This window comes from Chryseobacterium turcicum (assembly GCF_021010565.1).
GTDB lineage: Bacteria > Bacteroidota > Bacteroidia > Flavobacteriales > Weeksellaceae > Chryseobacterium > Chryseobacterium turcicum.
The window spans coordinates 2,999,392-3,014,573 of sequence record NZ_JAJNAY010000001.1 but is presented as its reverse complement, the minus strand read 5'-3'; the positions used below and the strand labels follow the sequence as shown (position 1 = coordinate 3,014,573).

General features: G+C 33.8%; 13 protein-coding genes and 1 pseudogene. 9 read left to right on the top strand and 5 right to left on the bottom strand.

The window, feature by feature from the left end; genetic code table 11:
* Positions 1-228: 228 nt before the first annotated feature.
* A complete protein-coding gene (gene alaS, locus LO744_RS13705; RefSeq protein ID WP_230670134.1) occupies positions 229-2,832 on the bottom strand; it encodes an alanine--tRNA ligase in 2,604 nt (867 codons plus the stop codon).
* Positions 2,833-3,365: 533 nt separating this feature from the next.
* On the opposite strand from alaS, the gene LO744_RS13700 reads away from it, so the two are divergent.
* The 4 genes from LO744_RS13700 (at position 3,366) to msrB (ending at position 5,833) form a co-directional block, all read left to right on the top strand.
* Positions 3,366-3,920, top strand: coding sequence for a sigma-70 family RNA polymerase sigma factor (locus tag LO744_RS13700; protein ID WP_230670132.1), 555 nt, complete (start codon positions 3,366-3,368; stop codon positions 3,918-3,920).
* A 9-nt stretch (positions 3,921-3,929) separates the two neighbouring features.
* Positions 3,930-4,202, top strand: a complete 273-nt coding sequence (locus LO744_RS13695) for a hypothetical protein (RefSeq protein WP_230670130.1) — start codon at positions 3,930-3,932, stop codon at positions 4,200-4,202.
* Positions 4,203-4,281: 79 nt separating this feature from the next.
* A complete protein-coding gene (locus LO744_RS13690; protein ID WP_230670129.1) occupies positions 4,282-4,734 on the top strand; it encodes a DUF417 family protein in 453 nt (150 codons plus the stop codon).
* Between the two features lie 10 nt (positions 4,735-4,744).
* Positions 4,745-5,833: a peptide-methionine (R)-S-oxide reductase MsrB gene (gene msrB / locus LO744_RS13685; RefSeq protein WP_230670127.1), complete on the top strand. Its 1,089-nt coding sequence runs from the start codon at positions 4,745-4,747 to the stop codon at positions 5,831-5,833.
* A 519-nt stretch (positions 5,834-6,352) separates the two neighbouring features.
* Here the strand turns inward: msrB and LO744_RS13680 are convergent.
* From LO744_RS13680 to LO744_RS13665, 4 genes are all read right to left on the bottom strand, one after another.
* The gene (locus LO744_RS13680; protein WP_230670125.1) at positions 6,353-8,614 is read right to left on the bottom strand and encodes a glycoside hydrolase family 3 C-terminal domain-containing protein; all 2,262 of its coding nucleotides are present in this window, start codon (positions 8,612-8,614) and stop codon (positions 6,353-6,355) included.
* A gap of 438 nt (positions 8,615-9,052) precedes the next feature.
* Positions 9,053-9,862: a methionine ABC transporter substrate-binding lipoprotein MetQ gene (gene metQ, locus LO744_RS13675; protein ID WP_230670123.1), complete on the bottom strand. Its 810-nt coding sequence runs from the start codon at positions 9,860-9,862 to the stop codon at positions 9,053-9,055.
* 144 nt (positions 9,863-10,006) lie between these two features.
* A complete protein-coding gene (metI, locus tag LO744_RS13670; protein ID WP_230670121.1) occupies positions 10,007-10,663 on the bottom strand; it encodes a methionine ABC transporter permease MetI in 657 nt (218 codons plus the stop codon).
* Positions 10,656-11,684, bottom strand: coding sequence for a methionine ABC transporter ATP-binding protein (locus LO744_RS13665; RefSeq protein ID WP_230670119.1), 1,029 nt, complete (start codon positions 11,682-11,684; stop codon positions 10,656-10,658). Before LO744_RS13665 ends, metI begins: the two co-directional genes overlap by 8 nt.
* 328 nt (positions 11,685-12,012) lie before the next feature.
* Between LO744_RS13665 and LO744_RS13660 the strand changes: the two genes are divergently transcribed.
* The 5 genes and pseudogenes from LO744_RS13660 to LO744_RS20495 form a co-directional block, all read left to right on the top strand.
* Complete coding sequence (locus LO744_RS13660; protein WP_230670117.1) at positions 12,013-12,243, top strand: metallophosphoesterase family protein; 231 nt, start codon at positions 12,013-12,015, stop codon at positions 12,241-12,243.
* A gap of 91 nt (positions 12,244-12,334) precedes the next feature.
* Entirely contained in the window at positions 12,335-13,390 is a 1,056-nt protein-coding gene (locus LO744_RS13655) for a saccharopine dehydrogenase family protein (RefSeq protein ID WP_230670115.1), read from the top strand.
* A 230-nt stretch (positions 13,391-13,620) separates the two neighbouring features.
* Positions 13,621-14,175 (top strand): DUF2652 domain-containing protein, encoded by a 555-nt coding sequence (locus LO744_RS13650; RefSeq protein WP_230670113.1) that lies wholly within the window; start codon positions 13,621-13,623, stop codon positions 14,173-14,175.
* A gap of 131 nt (positions 14,176-14,306) precedes the next feature.
* Positions 14,307-14,831 (top strand): hypothetical protein, encoded by a 525-nt coding sequence (locus LO744_RS13645; RefSeq protein WP_230670111.1) that lies wholly within the window; start codon positions 14,307-14,309, stop codon positions 14,829-14,831.
* Between the two features lie 72 nt (positions 14,832-14,903).
* Positions 14,904-15,059: pseudogene (locus LO744_RS20495) on the top strand (putative phage abortive infection protein); the annotation flags it as partial.
* Between the last annotated feature and the right edge of the window lie 123 nt (positions 15,060-15,182).

Genomic DNA, 15,182 nt, shown 5'->3' with positions numbered 1-15,182 from the left:
CGATATTGATGTTTTCAATTCACAGCAAGAATAGGGCTTTAGCCAAAACAATCATAAGTTTTGGCTAAAGCCAATTGCCTCGTTAATTTTGATGGATGGGTTAAAACCCATCCCTATTGAATTATAAATGTGCTTATTGAATTGATGTTTATGAAAACTCAAATACGGTGAAAATAAAAGCAACTGCCATTAAGACAGTTGCTTTATTATTTATATTTTATAGAATAATTAAATATTCAGCGCCTTTTGATAAGCATTTTCCAAGCCATCAAGATTTTTTCCTCCGGCTGTGGCAAAACCTGGGTTTCCACCACCGCCGCCTTGGATTTCTTTCGCTAAATCTTTAATCAATGCTCCAGCTTGATAGATTCCAGCTAAATCATCTGAAACGCCAATGGTAATCATGGGTTTGTCGTCTGCATCTGATAGAATAATCGTTATCGAAGTTGGGATTTCTTTTTTCAATTGGAAGACGATGTCTTTTACAGAACCTGCATCTAAAGAAGTTCTCTTCACCAAAAGTAATTTACCATCTTTCTGCTCGTAAGCGTTTTTCCAGTCTCCAATTTCGCCTTTTGCTTTTTCTTTTTTGAAAGCTTCAACTTCAGATTTTAAAGTTGCGTTTTCTTCAATTAATTTCTCAATTGATTTTACAACGTCTTTAGATTTTAATAACTGAGAAAGTTCAGCAATTTGTTTTTCTAAACTGTTGAAATATTCTTGAGATTTATCTCCAGAAATTGCTTCAATCCTTCTGATTCCTGCAGCTGCAGAACTTTCAGAAACAATTTTGAAATGACCGATTTCGCTGGTATTTTTTACGTGAGTTCCACCGCAAAGTTCCTTAGAACTTCCAAACTGAATCATTCTCACACTGTCACCATATTTTTCACCAAACAAAGCCATTGCACCTCTCTCCAAAGCCTCCTGAATCGGAATATTTCTGAATTCCTGCAAAGCAATACTTTCTTTGATTTTAGCATTTACTTTTTCTTCAACCAATGCTAATTCTTCCTCCGTCATTTTAGAGAAATGAGAGAAGTCAAAACGAAGATAATCAGGACCAACAAACGAACCTTTTTGCTCAACGTGCGTTCCTAAAACGTCTCTCAAAGCTTCGTGCAACAAATGGGTTACCGAGTGATTGGCTTGAGAATTTTTTCTGTCAGTAGCATTTACTTTAGCATAGAAAACTGCTCCTGCATCTTTTGGAAGCGCATTGATTAAAGAAATAATCAATCCGTTTTCTTTTTTGGTTTCTAAAACTTCAAGACTTTCCGTAGCATTTTCAAGAACACCTTTGTCACCGGTTTGTCCACCACCTTCCGGATAGAAAGGAGAGTTGCTCAACACGACCTGATAAAATTCGCCGTCTTTATTTTCTACTTTTCGGTATCTTGTAATATAGGTTTCAGACTCTAAAACATCATAACCTACAAAGTTTTCTTCTCTTTCTTCTAAAGTTACCCAGTCGTAAACTTTCTGAGCTGAATCTGCTTTTGAACGTTTCTTTTGCTCATTTAAAGCTTGTTCAAATCCTGCTTCATCAATCGTTAATCCTTTTTCCTCAGCGATAATTCTTGTTAAATCATCTGGGAAACCGTAGGTATCATATAATTCAAAAACTTCTTGAGTTGGTAATACTTTTTTACCTTCAGAAATGGTTTGCTGAATCAATTTTTCGACTCTGATTAATCCTGTCTCAATCGTTCTTAAGAAAGATTCTTCTTCACTTTTAATCACTTCCGTTACCAAAGTTCCTTGCTTCTGCAACTCTGGGAAGAATGTTCCCATTTGTTCCTGAAGAACAGCAACCAATTTGTAAAGGAAAGGTTCTTTCATGTCTAAGAATCGGTAAGAATAAGAAATTCCTCTTCTTAAAATTCTTCTGATTACGTAACCTGCACCTCCGTTTGAAGGCAATTGTCCGTCTGCAATTGCAAAAGAAACCGCTCTAATATGGTCTACCACTACACGGATTGCAATATCTTTTTCATCTTCTAAAATTCCGGTATATTTCTTCCCTGAAAGTTCTTCCACTTTAGCAATTAAAGGCGTGAAAACATCAGTATCATAGTTAGAAGTTTTCGCTTGAAGTGCCATACAAAGACGCTCAAAGCCCATTCCAGTATCTACATGTTGAGCTGGTAATTTCTCAAGAGAACCATCTGCTTTTCTGTTGAATTCCATGAAAACGAGATTCCAAACTTCCACCACTTGAGGATGGTCATTGTTCACCAATTCCAATCCTGAAACTTTCGCTTTTTCTTCAGGAGTTCTTAAATCGATGTGGATTTCCGAACAAGGTCCGCAAGGTCCGCTTGCCCCCATTTCCCAGAAATTATCTTTTTTGTTTCCATTGATAATTCGGTCTTCAGAAATCACAGATTTCCAGTAATCATAGGCATCCTGGTCTCTTTCAAGATTCTCAGAAGCATCTCCTTCAAAAATCGTTACATACAAGTTCTCTTTAGGAATTCCGTACACTTCTGTCAACAATTCCCAGGCAAAAGCAATCGCATCTTTTTTGAAATAATCACCAAAAGACCAGTTTCCCAACATCTCAAACATGGTGTGATGGTAAGTATCTCTACCTACATCGTCCAAATCATTATGTTTCCCCGAAACTCTCAAACACTTCTGTGTATCGGCAATTCTAGGGGCAGTTGGCGTTTTGTAGCCTAAGAAAAAATCTTTAAACTGCGTCATTCCCGAGTTAGAAAACATTAGGGTAGGGTCGTCTTTCAGCACAATGGGTGCAGAAGGAACGATAAGGTGGTCTTTGCTTTTAAAATAATCTAAAAATTTCTGACGTATCTCTTGTGATGTCATAATTATATTGTGTTGCTTTGCTTTAATCAATTTTCGATAAGATGCAAATTTAAGGTTTTTAAAGGAATAGAAAAATATAGTTTTATGTTTTAATGTATTTGTAAAATATAGTTTTGAGTTTGTCATTTCGAAGAATAAGAAATCTATAATTAATCGTTCATTATTTATAATTTTTTTTCAGGAGCTTTTTCCCGCTTTTCGTTACAATCTTTTTTTTCAAAAAAGGATTTTCACTGCAATCGGGGCTAGGTTTACAGCCATTTTCAAAACATTCATAATAGATTTTAAAAGTCCACAATAATCATAAAATTAAGAACGTAAATTTTGTCATTCCGGTAGCAATCTAAACTGCTGAATTTTATAATGTCGAGATTCCTACGGAATGACAAAAATACTGTTAACATCGGATTATGTTTAAAAACGGTTCATCATAGAATCTTGGATGAACCATTAAAAAGGATTAATAAAAACTTTGCACTTCTGAGTTTAACTTATTACCTTCGTTAGCATCTGAAAAGATACAATCAAAAAAAATGACGAAAAACGAAGCTTTAAAAATTTGGATTGAAGAATATTCTGAATCCTTGCTCAGAAGAGCTATTTTTCTGCTGTCGGATAAGCTGGAGGCGGAAGATATCGTTCAGGAAGTTTTCATTGCCGCCTTTTCATCTTACGACTCTTTTGAAGGGAAAAGCAAACCTTTAACTTGGCTCAACACGATTCTTAATAATAAAGTGGCTGATTTTTACCGTAAAAAATACAAGTCGGAACCAACGATTAAACTCGACCATTTTTTTGATGAAACCGGTTCCTGGAAAAATGATTCGGTCTTAAATGACTGGAATGTTTCTAACCCGGAATCTGAACTTTTAGACAATCAGGATTTTAATAAAAGTCTGGAAGATTGCATAGAAGATTTGCCTTCGCGATGGAAAATCCCCATGAAAATGTATTACCTTGAGGAAAAAAAAGCACCCGAAGTAAGTCAGGAATTAGATATTTCTACGACTAATCTTTGGAAGATTTTACAGCGAACCAGAATGCAGTTGCGAGAGTGTCTTGAAATGAATTGGTTTTCAAAATCATAAGGAATAAAAATGTTTAGAAAAATAATACATATTTTCTTTTTGCCCTGTAGTACAGCGACTTTATTGCTGGAAAAGCGCAATGCAAACAACATTTCTCAAAAAGAGAATTGGCAGCTTTCTATGCATTTGAAGATTTGTAAATGGTGTAAAGCGTACGAAGAAAAATTGAAAATTTTAGATTCTCTCTTGAAAAAAAGATTATCGAAGGAAGATGAAAATATACTTAATGAATCTGAAATTCAGGATTTTAAAAATAAGATATTAAAAAAGATAGATTTTTAAGAAAAGAATTGTCAGGATTTTGAAATCATTGCGACTATAGTTTTGAAAATAATACATATTAATTCAAAATCTAAAAACAATGCAACAGACATTTCAACAAAAAGGCTTACCAACGTACAAAATCGGTTATTATATTTCGCTTTTCGGAGCAGCAATTATTTTGCTTTGGATTGGCGCTTTCAAATTTACCCCTACCGAAGCAGCTGCCATAAGACCATTGGTAGAAAACCATTTTCTCACGTTTTTCGTATATGATATTATGAGCGAACAAGCGGTTTCTAATATAATCGGTGTCATAGAAATTATCATTGCCTTGTTATTAATCTTTAGCGTGAAATTTGCATCTCTTAAAAAATATGGAGGCATCGGAATGGTTGTTACTTTTTTGGTGACGTTAAGTTACCTCTTTACAACACCGAATGTTTGGCATATTGTAGACGGCGTTCCCGTTACTGACTTTTTTATTCTTAAAGATTTGATGCTTTTAGGATTTGGTTTAATGCTTTTAAATGGAAAAAATGAACACACCTAATAAAACAAAAATGAAAAATATATTCACATTTCTCGGAATAACTCTGGGAATTGCAGTCTTTGCGACAAGCTGCGGAGATGCAAAACAACAATCTTCATCAATTAAAAAAGAAAATGAGACCACTATGAATGCTAGAAATGTAAAAGAAGTTTATTTTGCAGGCGGTTGCTTTTGGGGAACCGAGCATTTTTTTCAACAAATCAGAGGGGTTGTAGGAACTGAAGTTGGGTATGCCAACGGAAACAAGAAAAATCCTACTTATGAAGAAGTAGTCAGTCATACTACAGGTTTTGCCGAAACTGTAAAAGTAAAATATGACCCCGAACAAGTTGATTTGAAATTATTAATCGATTTGTATTTTAAAACCATTGACCCTACAAGCATCGACAAACAAGGAAATGACAGAGGTGACCAGTACAGAACGGGAATTTATTCTACCGATAAAGATACGGAGGCTATTATTAAAGAAGAAGTTCAGAAATTATCTAAAAATTACAACAAGCCTGTCGTTGTAGAGACGATTCCTTTGAAAAACTTCTATACTGCGGAATCTTATCATCAGGATTATTTAGACAAAAATCCGGGAGGCTACTGTCACATTGAGCCAGGATTGTTTGAAATGGCAAAAAATGCCAATCCGCTTCCAAAAGCGAAATACCAAAAGCAGGATAAGGAAGTTTTGAAGAAAACACTAACTGCTGAACAATATAAAGTGACTCAGGAAAATGCAACAGAAAGACCTTATTCTAATGAATATGATAAAGAATTTCGTGAAGGGATTTATGTAGATATTACAACTGGAGAGCCGTTATTTATTTCTACGGATAAATTTGAATCGGGTTGCGGATGGCCAAGTTTTTCGAAGCCGATTTCTAAAAATGTAATCGATGAAAAAAATGATAACTCAATCGGAATGGCGAGAACAGAGGTGAGAAGTAAAACCGGTGATGCCCATTTGGGTCACGTTTTTGATGACGGCCCGAAAGATAAAGGTGGATTGAGATATTGCATTAATTCTGCTTCCCTAAAGTTTATTCCGAAAGGTGAAATGAAGGCAAAAGGATACGGAGATTATATTTCTCTTTTGAATAAAAAGTAAATGAAAGAAAGATTTTCGAATCTTGAGAACGTAATGGATTTTAATCTGTTACGTTTTTTTTAACCATTTTTTTTTTAACACATGAGTCACATTAGCTTTAAGGTTAAAGCTTCGAAAATATTTAGAACACTTAAGAGGAAAATCAAAGATTTTCAAAATAAATTCTTTTGAATATTTAATCAGTTATTGTTAGATGTTAAAGTTTTGATTGTCATGTATTAGTGTTTTTGTTCCTTTGGAAGAATGGTGAAAACTCAAAGGATTTTTGACTAAGTAGCTTAAGCGAAATGATTTCCCTAGCCCCGATAGAAACGGTTACCCCGCAGCTAGCAGTGGGAAAGTTGGAGGGCTTGGGTGTTGGAAAGTTTTAGCGTGAGGAGTATGAGTGGATAGCGGGAAATAGCTTCTAAAAAAATAGAATCCGAAGAAATAAAAAGCTTTAAAAACAAAAAATCCGCATCATGACAATGCGGATTTTCACTAAATAATATTAAAATATACGTGTTGTTTTTCGATAAATTACTTTAGCGTAAACTTCACTTTTGTTTTGATAGCATCTGAAGAGTTTCCTATTTGTGCTTCGAAATCTCCAGGTTCTGCAACCCAGTCGTGTTTCTGAATATGGAAATAGCTTAAAGCAGTTTTGTCGATGGTGAAAGTCACTTCTTTCTGCTCACCAGGGTTTAAGAATACTTTTTCGAAACCTTTCAGTTCTTTCGCAGGGCGTTCAACAGACGACTTTACATCGGTAATATAAAGCTGTGCCACTTCAGCACCCGCTTTTTTACCTGTATTTTTTACAGTAACCGTGAATGTGATTTTATCATCCTGATTCATGCTTGTTTTATCGGCTTTGGCTTTTCCAAACTCGAAAGTAGTGTAGCTTAAACCATGACCGAAACTGAATAGAGGCTTAATTTTTTTGGTATCATGCCAACGGTACCCTACAAATATTCCTTCGTTGTAGGTAATGTTGATAGGATTTTTCTGGTCTTTTCCTTTTCCGGCAGCTAATTCTTCTTTATTTCCTGGATATTCACCCATTGTGTGCGCTGAATTGTCTTCTAATTTTACAGGGAAGGTAAACGGCAGTTTTCCTGAAGGATTGGCGTCACCCGCCAAAATAGAAGCGATAGAATTTCCTGCTTCAGAGCCTAAATACCAACCCTGAACTACTGAAGGAACATCTTTAATCCAAGGCATTGCCACTGCATTTCCTGTAATTAAAACAACCGTGAAATTTTTGTTTGCTTTTGACAAAGCAGAGATTACGTTGTCTTGATTGTACGGAAGTCCGTAGCTTTTTCTGTCGTTTCCTTCGCTATCCTGGAAATCTGCTTTGTTTAATCCGCCTACGAAAATAACATAGTCAGATTTTTTTGCCAACTCAACAGCTTCGTTTAATAATTCTTCCGGAGAACGCGTATCTTTCAAATCCTGACCAGATTTCACACCGTTGTATTCACCACCGATGTCTCCTACATAGCCTCTTGCATATTGTACGTCTGAATTTTTTCCAAACTTCGCTTTGATTCCGTCTAAAGGTAACGTTTCATATTTTACTTTTAATGAAGAAGAACCTCCACCTACAGTCATTACTTTGATAGCATTCTCACCAATTACCGCAATTTTCTTTGCTTTGTTGATGTCGATAGGAAGTACGTTGTTTTGGTTTTTCAATAAAACAATTCCTTCTTCACCGATTTCTTTTGCTACGGCTTTGTGTTCCTCAGAAGCGATGTTTCCAAAAGGTTTTTTGGTGTTCATCGTAGTTTTATAAGCTAAACGTAAAAGCCTTGTCACTTTGTCGTCAAGCTCTGCAGTTCCTACTTTTCCAGATTTAATAAGGTCTAAGTAAGGTTTTGCTAAATAATAATTGTCGTATGCATTTCTTGTTCCTGCAGAAAGACCATTGGTCCAGCTTCCGAATTCTACATCTAGTCCGTTGTGAATTGCCTGTTCTGTGTTGTTAACTGCGCCCCAATCTGAAACCACAACACCTTTGTATTTCCATTCTCCTTTAAGAATGTCATTTAAAAGATATTTATTTTGGCTTGCATATTGGTTTTTATACATATCGTAAGCACCCATAATTGTCCAAGAATCTCCTTCTGTTACTGCAGCTTTGAAAGGTGGAAGATAAATTTCATACAACGTTCTGTCATCAATAATCACGTTGCTTGTATGACGGAACATTTCCTGATTATTTAATGCAAAATGTTTTACAGAAGTTGCCACTCCATTAGATTGCACTCCCTGAATGTAAGGAACTACCATTTTAGAGGTTAAATACGGATCTTCACCCATATATTCGAAGTTTCTTCCGTTTAAAGGTGTTCTGTAAATGTTTACTCCAGGTCCTAAAAGAATGTCTTTTTTTCTGTATCTTGCTTCTTCACCTAAGGCTTTACCATAGTTCCAAGACATTTTCTTGTTCCATGTTGCTGATAAAGCGGTCAAAGCAGGGTAGGCGATAATGGAGTCGTTGGTCCATCCGGCTTGGTCCCATTCATCCCACATTACTTCGGGGCGAACTCCGTGTGGTCCGTCGGTTGTCCAGAATTCAGGAATTCCCAATCTTGGAACGCCGGGAGAACTGAACTTTGACTGTGCATGAAGCATAGCTATTTTTTCTTCCAGTGTCATTCTGGAAAGTGCGTCCTGAATTCGCTGTTCAACAGGCTTAGATTCGTCTAAATAAACAGGAGTCGTATTGGTTTGAGCCATTGATGAGGCAGATATTAGCGTAAACAAACTTAGTAGTACAGTTTTCTTCAACATAAAAAACTTTTTATTGATTGTTTACAAAAATAGGTAAAATATTTATTATCTCAAATTGAGAAAATATATTTTTTGAGAAATGATTAATTTTGATTAACAGTTTATAAAATTTCTAGAGTTTGAAAGATTATTACTTGTGTTAAATTTGAACTATTAAGGGCATTTAAGTGGTTAAGGTTGATTAAGAAATATTTTATAAAGTAGGTTGTTTGCGATTTGTTTTACTCAATGAATGTTATTCAATTTAAGAGTATTTCAAAATAAAAAATACCGCTCCGGAGACAAAGGTTTTTCCGAAGCGGCATCGCATATAATAATAGAATTTTTAAAGTGTAAGGCTGTATAAACTACCCCGTCTTTTTGCTGGCGCAAAAATCCACCCCTTCAGAGAAGGGGAATTTTTAATCATCAACTGACAACTATCAACCAATTGTTCGATTAATTCCAGCCTTTTACAGCGCCGCCTTTGAAGACTTCTTTGGCTTTATCTTCCACTTCTTTAGACTGATACGCTTTCAGGAAGTTTTTTACTTTATCTGTATTTTTATTGTCTTCTCTTGAAACGATAACATTCATGTAAGGAGAATCTTTATCTTCTTTGAAAATTCCGTTTTTATCGGCATCCAATCCAGCTTGAGCTGCAAAATTATTGTTGATAATAGCAATGACCACTTCTTTATCGTCTAATACTCTGGGCAATTGTGGTGCTTCTATTTCAAGTATTTTCAACTGTTTAGGATTTTCTACAATATCGGTTACTTTGGGTAGGGAACCAATTCCATTTTTTAATTTGAGTAACCCTTTTTTTTGTAAAAGTAAAAGAGAACGTCCTCCATTGGTAGGGTCGTTTGGAATCACGATAGTACTTCCGTTTTGAAGCTCGCTAATATTCTTTATCTTTTTTGAATACGCTACAATTGGATAAACAAAAGTATTTCCGATAACGGCTAGTTTATAACCTCGTTGTTTTGATTGTTCGTTCAGATAAGGCACGTGTTGGAAAGCATTCGCATCGATGTCGCCATTATTTAAAGCCTCATTGGGAATCACGTAATCATTGAAAGAAACCAATTCTACTTCCAGATTATATTTTTCTTTAGCTACTTTTTTAGCGGTTTCGGCAATCTGTTGCTCAGGACCGGAAGTTATTCCTACTTTGATAAAATTGGGGTCGTCTTTTTTTGGAGAATTACATGCTCCGAATAACAGTAAGCTTACTGCTAATCCTAAAATTTTTATATTTTTCATTGTAAATTATTTTTTTTAAATGGTTGGAAGCTGGATGATTGGAGTTGGATGTTTATTTAGTTATCAAAACAAATGAATTACCATAATTAAATGTTATCAATTCTCGAAAAACACTAAAATTCTCCGACTCTCAAACCCTAGAACTCAACGATGGTCAACTCTTTTCGCCAATCGATCCCCTGAAAACTGAATGATAAAAACCAAAGTAACCAGCAAGCCAAGAACGAGATTCATAATCAATGCATCGTAGCCGATATATCCGTATTGATAACCAATTTGTCCTAATCCACCAGCTCCTACAGCGCCTCCCATTGCAGAATATCCTACAAGAGTAATCAAAGTAATTGTTGCATTATTGATGAGCGATGGCAAAGCTTCAGGCAATAAAACTTTTCTGATGATTTGTAAAGGACTTGCTCCTAAAGCTCTCGCAGTTTCTATCAATCCATTCGGAATTTCCAAAAGGCTATTTTCAACCAATCTTGCAATAAACGGTGCAGCTCCTATGCTTAGAGGAACCAATGCCGCATTCATTCCGATAGAAGTTCCTACCAAAGCTCTTGTGAAAGGAATCATCCAGACAATTAAAATAATAAAAGGAATCGACCTGAAAATATTCACTAAAATCGACAGAATTCTGTTATAAATTCTGTTTTCTAAAAGCTGTCCTTTTCGGGTGACAAAAAGAAGAATTCCAACAGGAAGTCCTAACACAAAACCGAAAAATCCGGAAACAAAAGTCATATAAACGGTCTCCCAAATTCCTTTTGACAGAAGCGAAATTAGTGTATCACTAAGCATATCCTTTTACTGTATTTTGAATGTTATTCTGATTAAAATAATAGATGGCTTTCTGATTTTCTTCAGCTTCACCCTGTAATTGTAGCAACAGTTTTCCGAAGTTGGAGTTACCGAGATATTCTACATCAGCTTTCAGAAGTTTGTACGGAATTTTATATTGATCATAGATTACAGAAAGTAGTTTTTCTACGCTGATACTTTCGTTAAGTTCGATTTCAACTAGCGGAAACAAACCATCTTGTGGCTCTTTCTGTAGTTTTTTATTAAGTTCTTGTGGTATAGTCATAACACCTGAGTTTAAAAATTGTTTGATAATAGGATTTTCTTTGTTGGTGATCATTTCACTCAAAGTTCCTTTTGATACTAATTGTCCTTTATCGATGACGGCAACGTGGTTACAAATGGCTTTTATCACTTCCATTTCGTGGGTTATCAACAAAATTGTGATTCCTAAACGGTGATTAATATCCCTCAATAATTCTAAAATAGATTGAGTGGTTGCCGGATCGAGTGCGCTTGTTGCTTCGTCACAAAGTAGGAGGTAAGGGTCATTTGCAAGGGCTCTTGCGATGGCAACCCTTTGCTTTTGTCCGCCAGAAAGACTTTTCGGATATTCATGCGCTTTATCTTCCAGTCCTACTATTTTTAAAAGTTCATTTACCTTTTCTTTGATATTATCTTTATTTACATCATCCAATTCTAGTGGAAGTGCAATGTTTTCAAAAACCGTTCTCGATGAAAGAAGATTGAAATGTTGAAAAATCATTCCTATTTTTTTTCTTTCTTGAGCCAACTGTCTGGAATTTAATTTTGTAAAATCTTTTCCGTCGATGATAATTTGTCCTTCATCGGGTTTTTCCAATAAATTAACGGTTCGGATTAATGTGCTTTTTCCGGCTCCCGAAAAACCGATAATTCCAACAATATCACCTTTTTCTATGTTTAAATTGATATTGTCTAAAGCTTTAAAAGCTTGTTTTTTCTGATGAAATGTTTTTGAAATATTCTTTATCTCTATCATTTTTTCTACAGTTTTTTAAATAAAAAAAGGCTCTACAACGTGGTAAAGCCTTTAAAAATATGTTATAATAAAAGTAAGGTCAGCCACTAAAATTCCCACACAAAGGCATACAGCAATACATCATCATATGTTTGATGCTCATCTTCGACATAAAATTGTAGGTGAATTTTGATTTCATTTCCATTTCCTAACTTGAATACGGTTGCAAATATAAAACATATATTTCTATTAGTCCACTAAAATAATAGACTTTTTATGTTTTAATTTTAACTTAATTATTTAAAATACTGTTTATCAGTGTTTTATTTTGTGTTTTGATTTGGTTAAATTGGAAAAGTATTTTAATTTACAGAATATTAAAAATGACCCTGTTACTTCAGCTTACGCTTCCAATCTTGAAGATTTTATTTTAGAATATCAACCTCTTTATTGGATTCACGGTCATATTCATACGCCTACAAGATATAAAATAGGAGAGACGGAAGTCATTTGCAATCCACACGGTTATATTACCGAAAAGTACAATGGTTACGAAAAAGAACTGATTATTGAAGTTTAAAAATAGTTTTCCTTAATTCCGTAACATCGTTCCTTAATTCTGTAACAGGTTTTTTCATTAATCCAGGATATTTGCATAAATATTTGGGGTTATGAAAGGGAAGATATTAATTGTCGGTGGTTACGGCGCGGTAGGAAGTTCGATTGCAGAGCATTTGATGAAGATATATCCACATCAGATTATTATTGCAGGGCGAAGTTTTTCGAAAGCTCAGGCAAAAGCAGAACACCTTCAAAACAAAGTTATTCCGCATCAGTTGGATATTAATAATTCTAACGATTTTTCAATTTTAAATGATGTTGAATTGGTTATTATGTGTCTCGATCAGCAGAATACTGACTTTGTTGAGTCTTGTATTTCTAAAGGAATTTCCTACATCGATATTTCAGCAGATTACCAAAATTTGCAAAAAATTGAAAAGCTCCATTTTTTAGCCGAACAAAATAATTCAACAGTAGTTTTAAGCGTAGGTTTAGCTCCCGGAATTACCAATCTTTTAGCACAACATGTCGTTTCTCAAATAGAAAATGTAAAATCAGTTCATATATTTATGCTTTTAGGTTTAGGTGAAAAACATGGAGATCATGCCTATCGATGGATGTTTGAGAATGTAGATTCCAATTACATACTGAAAATAAATGATGAGGAAAAAGCTCTAAAAAGTTTTACCCAACCTTTGAAAACCAATCTTTCAGGTGAGAGAAATTTTTATCTTTTTAATTTTTCAGACCAACATGTTTTGCTCAATACTTTAGATGTCCCAAAAGTGCAGACCAGAATGGCTTTTGATGTAGAATGGTTTACAGAGCTTACTGCATTTCTCAGAAAATTAAGATTGACCAAGCTTTTCAGAAACAAGAAAGTTCAGGATTTTGCGATTCAAAGTTTTAAAAACTTTCCAATGGGAACTGATATTTTTGGAGTAAAAGTAATTGCCAAAGATAAAAATGGAAACTCAAAAGGACTAAGTCTCAAAGGAAATAACGAAGGTCGAATTACCGCCTCTGTTGCAGTAGAAATTGCAATTTTAGTTCTTAATGGAAATCTTCCGAACGGTGTTTTTCACAGTCATCAATTGGTGAAAGATATTCCGATGTTTTTAAATAAGCTTAAAAATTATGATGCAGGTTTTCAATTAAATATTTAATTGTGTGTGCGTTTTTTAACGCAAGGTTTGCAAAGTTTTCTTTTTTTTATTGAAAATGTTTTTCCGTTCGAAAGGGCACTTCGTTCAGCAATGACTAGATATAAATTTTGCTGAATAAAAAGCCTTTGCAAACGTTTCATTTAAAAATATTTAAGTTAAAAAGACTCAGATTTATAAAGTAAAATCACACTTTTTTCGTCTAAAAGAATAAAGGTTTAAAACCTAGAATTATGGAGAATACAAACAGCAACAACGGAATTATTTTAATTCCCGATTTCAGTGGATTTACTGAATTTGTGTTCAATACAAAACTTTATACCGGAGAATATATTGTAAAACAACTACTTACTATTTTGATTGATGTAAACAATCAGTATTTTAATATTTCAGAAATTGAGGGCGACGCGATTCTATTTTATCGCTACGACAATAAACCTTCGTACAAAAAGATTTCTGGAATGTTGAAAAATATGAGAAGTGCTTTCAATATGAAAATTCAGGAATTGAGTGAAATGTTGAATACCACCATCGATTTATCATTAAAGTTTATTGTTCACTACGGTAAGTTTTCGCAATACGACATCGGAAGTTTTAGAAAATTATATGGAAAACCGATTGTAGAAGCACATCAAATGCTGAAGAATGACTTTGCCGAACAGCCTTCTTACGCTTTGTATAGTCATTCTTTTCTGAAGAATTCTCAGAATGAAGAATATGTTTTAAACGAAGATCAAATGCATGTTTCAGAAGTGGGAGCGATTCAGTATTTTGGAAATGTAGATTAACAAATTTATTATTAATTCCTTGTTATTTACTTTTATTAAAGTGCGGAGAAATTCAGGCGTTTTTTGTTCGATGTATAATTGATGGTGCTTAACTACATAAAGTTGTTTAGATTTGATAATTAATATATTTTATGGAAGAAAATTATTTAAAATTTAAAATTTTAGTATTTGTAAGAGACATGATTCAAACATATAATATAATTCAATTTGAGGGGGAGCTTGATAATGCGATTGAGAATTATAAAAATTATAAAAAATATTTTGAAAAAGCTGTCAATGGTTTGAAAGACGAGGGCTTAATATATACATCAAAAAATAATACAGGAACCACAATAATAACTGGTATTTCTGATAAAGGAAAAAATATTCTTCGGTTTAATAACTGGAACGAGTATGAAGATTCACTCAATTTAGAAAAGCAGAAGGAAAAAGACTTGAAAGCTTTAGATTATAAATTGAAAGAAATTACTTTGAAAAATCAAAAATTAACGCCGTATATTTCTATTTTAGGATTAGTTTTTGGATTGGGTTCAATGATTTGGTCAATTATGGATAAATATAAATTAATATTTATTGATATAAGTATCTATTTTCTTCTATTAATACTGTTTGCTATTTTAGGCATATTAATATTCAAAAAGATAAATTTAAAATAATTTATTACAAAACTTTATACTTATATTGTTAAGAATAATATTCATTCAATATCATACTGAAATAAAAGAAAATATTTAAGAATTCTTCGTGCTCAGCTTTCAAATTATGAACAGACATTACTGTTTTATAACTTGAAAGCTGGATTTGGAACAAAATGGGAAGAAAAACACGTTAATGAAATTATTAAAAATGAATTTTTTACAAATTATAGAATGTGTAATTATTAATAATGATATGTTAATTTCAAACATAAAATTAGAAAACATCAAAGAGTTCGAAAGATTTTATAAAATTCAATATCTATTATTTGAATTTCTCGATTAAATTTTATGTCTCTTTTGCAGTTAAAA

What these genes read in the sequence shown, in the direction of transcription:
- LO744_RS13690 (WP_230670129.1), top strand. Translation starts at nt 4,282, where the DNA reads ATGCAACAGACATTTCAACAAAAAGGCTTACCAACGTACAAAATCGGT.
- LO744_RS13650 (WP_230670113.1), top strand. Translation starts at nt 13,621, where the DNA reads ATGGAGAATACAAACAGCAACAACGGAATTATTTTAATTCCCGATTTC.
- alaS (WP_230670134.1), bottom strand. Translation starts at nt 2,832, where the DNA reads ATGACATCACAAGAGATACGTCAGAAATTTTTAGATTATTTTAAAAGC.
- metI (WP_230670121.1), bottom strand. Translation starts at nt 10,663, where the DNA reads ATGCTTAGTGATACACTAATTTCGCTTCTGTCAAAAGGAATTTGGGAG.
- LO744_RS13680 (WP_230670125.1), bottom strand. Translation starts at nt 8,614, where the DNA reads ATGTTGAAGAAAACTGTACTACTAAGTTTGTTTACGCTAATATCTGCC.
- msrB (WP_230670127.1), top strand. Translation starts at nt 4,745, where the DNA reads ATGAAAAATATATTCACATTTCTCGGAATAACTCTGGGAATTGCAGTC.
- LO744_RS13695 (WP_230670130.1), top strand. Translation starts at nt 3,930, where the DNA reads ATGTTTAGAAAAATAATACATATTTTCTTTTTGCCCTGTAGTACAGCG.
- LO744_RS13645 (WP_230670111.1), top strand. Translation starts at nt 14,307, where the DNA reads ATGGAAGAAAATTATTTAAAATTTAAAATTTTAGTATTTGTAAGAGAC.
- LO744_RS13665 (WP_230670119.1), bottom strand. Translation starts at nt 11,684, where the DNA reads ATGATAGAGATAAAGAATATTTCAAAAACATTTCATCAGAAAAAACAA.
- LO744_RS13655 (WP_230670115.1), top strand. Translation starts at nt 12,335, where the DNA reads ATGAAAGGGAAGATATTAATTGTCGGTGGTTACGGCGCGGTAGGAAGT.
- metQ (WP_230670123.1), bottom strand. Translation starts at nt 9,862, where the DNA reads ATGAAAAATATAAAAATTTTAGGATTAGCAGTAAGCTTACTGTTATTC.
- LO744_RS13700 (WP_230670132.1), top strand. Translation starts at nt 3,366, where the DNA reads ATGACGAAAAACGAAGCTTTAAAAATTTGGATTGAAGAATATTCTGAA.